The following is a 1954-nucleotide window of genomic DNA, read 5'->3' on the forward strand; positions in this document are numbered from 1 at the left end:
TGATGCACGATCCCGACGACGAGGAAGCACGTCAGCATCGCGGCATCCGCGAGGTCGAAGCCGAGTCCGTCGCGCTGATGATCGGTGCCGCGCACGGCATGGACACCACCGGGTACACGATCCCGTACGTCTCGACCTGGGCCGCCCGCGTGGACGGCCAAGAGCCCGTCCAGGTGGTGCAGTCCACCGGCGAGCGGGTGCGGAAGACCGCGCTGGCGATCCTCGACCAGCTCGACACGCTCCAGGTCGGCGACGGCACCCCGCCCGGACTCGAACGCGACGCTCCCAGTCCGCGCACCTCCCGTACGGCTGCGAACTCGGTGGAGACCGATCGTCCGCGTGCTGCGTCGGCGCCAGCGCTGGCAGGGCGGAGGCTGTGATGCCCGAAGCATTCGATGTCCTGGCGGCGCTCATTCGCGTGGATCGTTCACCGAGCCTGGGGCTCGCGGCGCGGAGCCTCGCGGCGGCTGGCGTGCCCGTGTTTCCGTGCGTCGTCGAGGGGAAGCGTCCGCTGACCCGCCGTGGGTTCCTCGATGCGAGCAGCGACCCGGAACAGGTTGCCGCGTGGTGGTCGCGCACACCGGACGCGAACATCGGCATCCCAACCGGCACTGCATCCGGCGCTGTCGTCGTCGATGTCGATGTCCACGGCCCCCAGGATGGCCGGGCGGCGTATCAGCGTGCCACCGACGCGGGGCTCGTCGATGGGGCGGGTCTGCTGGTGCGCACACCCACCGGTGGCGCGCACGTGTACTTCCCGGCGACCCCGGGCCGGGAGCAGCGGTCGTGGCAGGCAGCCACCGCTGGTATCGACTTCCGGGGCGACGGCGGCTACATCATCGCTCCTCCCTCCCGGCGAATCATCGACGGCCACGTTCGCCGCTACGAGGTCGCCGACATCGCCGCGCACTCGGTCGGCACGGTAGATGCAGCCCGTCTGCGGGACTTCCTCGACCCGCGCCCAGTCACCCCACCACGCGCCGAAGGCACCTCGATGGCGGTGGACGGGAAGCGGTTGGCGGCGTGGGTCGCCGGGCGAGGTGAGGGCGAGCGGAACCGGAGCCTGTTCTGGGCCGCCTGCCGCCTCGCCGAGAACGGCGTCCCGCCCGCCGAGGCGCTCGATGCGCTGGGTGCTGCGGCCCAGTCGGCAGGTCTGGGCGATCGCGAGATCACCACGACCGTCCGCTCCGCCTACCGAGCCACCCACCCCGCACCAGAGCCCACGTCCGATCGGCGGAGTCAGAGCGCGGGTCGATGGTTCGGACGCTCGGCGAGCCCACCGCCGGCAACTCTGGGGAGGGCGGGGCTGTGATGCGTGAGTCGGATGGGCGGCGCTGGGCCGCTGTGACGGCGGTTGCGGGGACGGTGTTCATCGCCGCCGGGGCGTTCTGGCTGTCGTTCACGTCGTTGGCCGATCTGGCTGCTCGCTCCGGGATCGGGGCGGGGCAGGCGTGGGCGTGGCCACTAATCGTGGACGGCATCATCGTCGTCGCCACGGTCGCCGTCGTCGCCCTCGCCGGGCAGCGCTCGGCCTGGTATCCGTGGGCGCTGCTGGTCGGCGGCGCGCTCGTGTCAGTGACGGCGAACGCTATCCACGCCGTCGTCGCCGCAGACGCCGACGTTCCCAGGATGCTCGCCGCCTCGGTCGCCGCAGTGCCACCCGTCGTGCTGCTGGCCATCACGCACCTGACCGTGATCCTCACCCGCACCACCGACCCCGAGAAAGAACCGGCTGACGCCGCGTCGTTCTCGACGGCCACTGCGGAGTCGATGCCCGCGCTGCCGTCCGGCGAGACGGATGGCAGATGTCGCGACGACGGTGTGGCGGATCGGCGGGCGCTGGGGTGGGAGCTGCGCGAGGCGGGCTGGTCGAACAAGCGGATCGCCCGCGAACTCGGGGTGCATCCCTCGACCGTGGGCCGCTGGTTCGCCGTCGCGCACCTCACTGACACCA

General features: G+C 71.8%; 2 protein-coding genes and 1 pseudogene. All 3 read left to right on the forward strand.

Annotated features, from left to right (window positions below; genetic code table 11):
* Positions 1–380, forward strand: a pseudogene (locus BUC15_RS18780) (serine/arginine repetitive matrix protein 2); the annotation flags it as partial.
* A complete protein-coding gene (locus BUC15_RS18785; RefSeq protein ID WP_073191623.1) occupies positions 380–1312 on the forward strand; it encodes a bifunctional DNA primase/polymerase in 933 nt (310 codons plus the stop codon). The pseudogene BUC15_RS18780 and the gene BUC15_RS18785, both read left to right, overlap by 1 nt.
* The coding region (locus tag BUC15_RS18790) for a DUF2637 domain-containing protein (RefSeq protein WP_073191626.1) at positions 1312–1954 on the forward strand (643 nt) is incomplete at its 3' end. The genes BUC15_RS18785 and BUC15_RS18790, both read left to right, overlap by 1 nt.

Source organism: Tessaracoccus bendigoensis DSM 12906, assembly GCF_900141915.1.
GTDB classification, from domain to species: Bacteria; Actinomycetota; Actinomycetes; order Propionibacteriales; family Propionibacteriaceae; genus Arachnia; species Arachnia bendigoensis.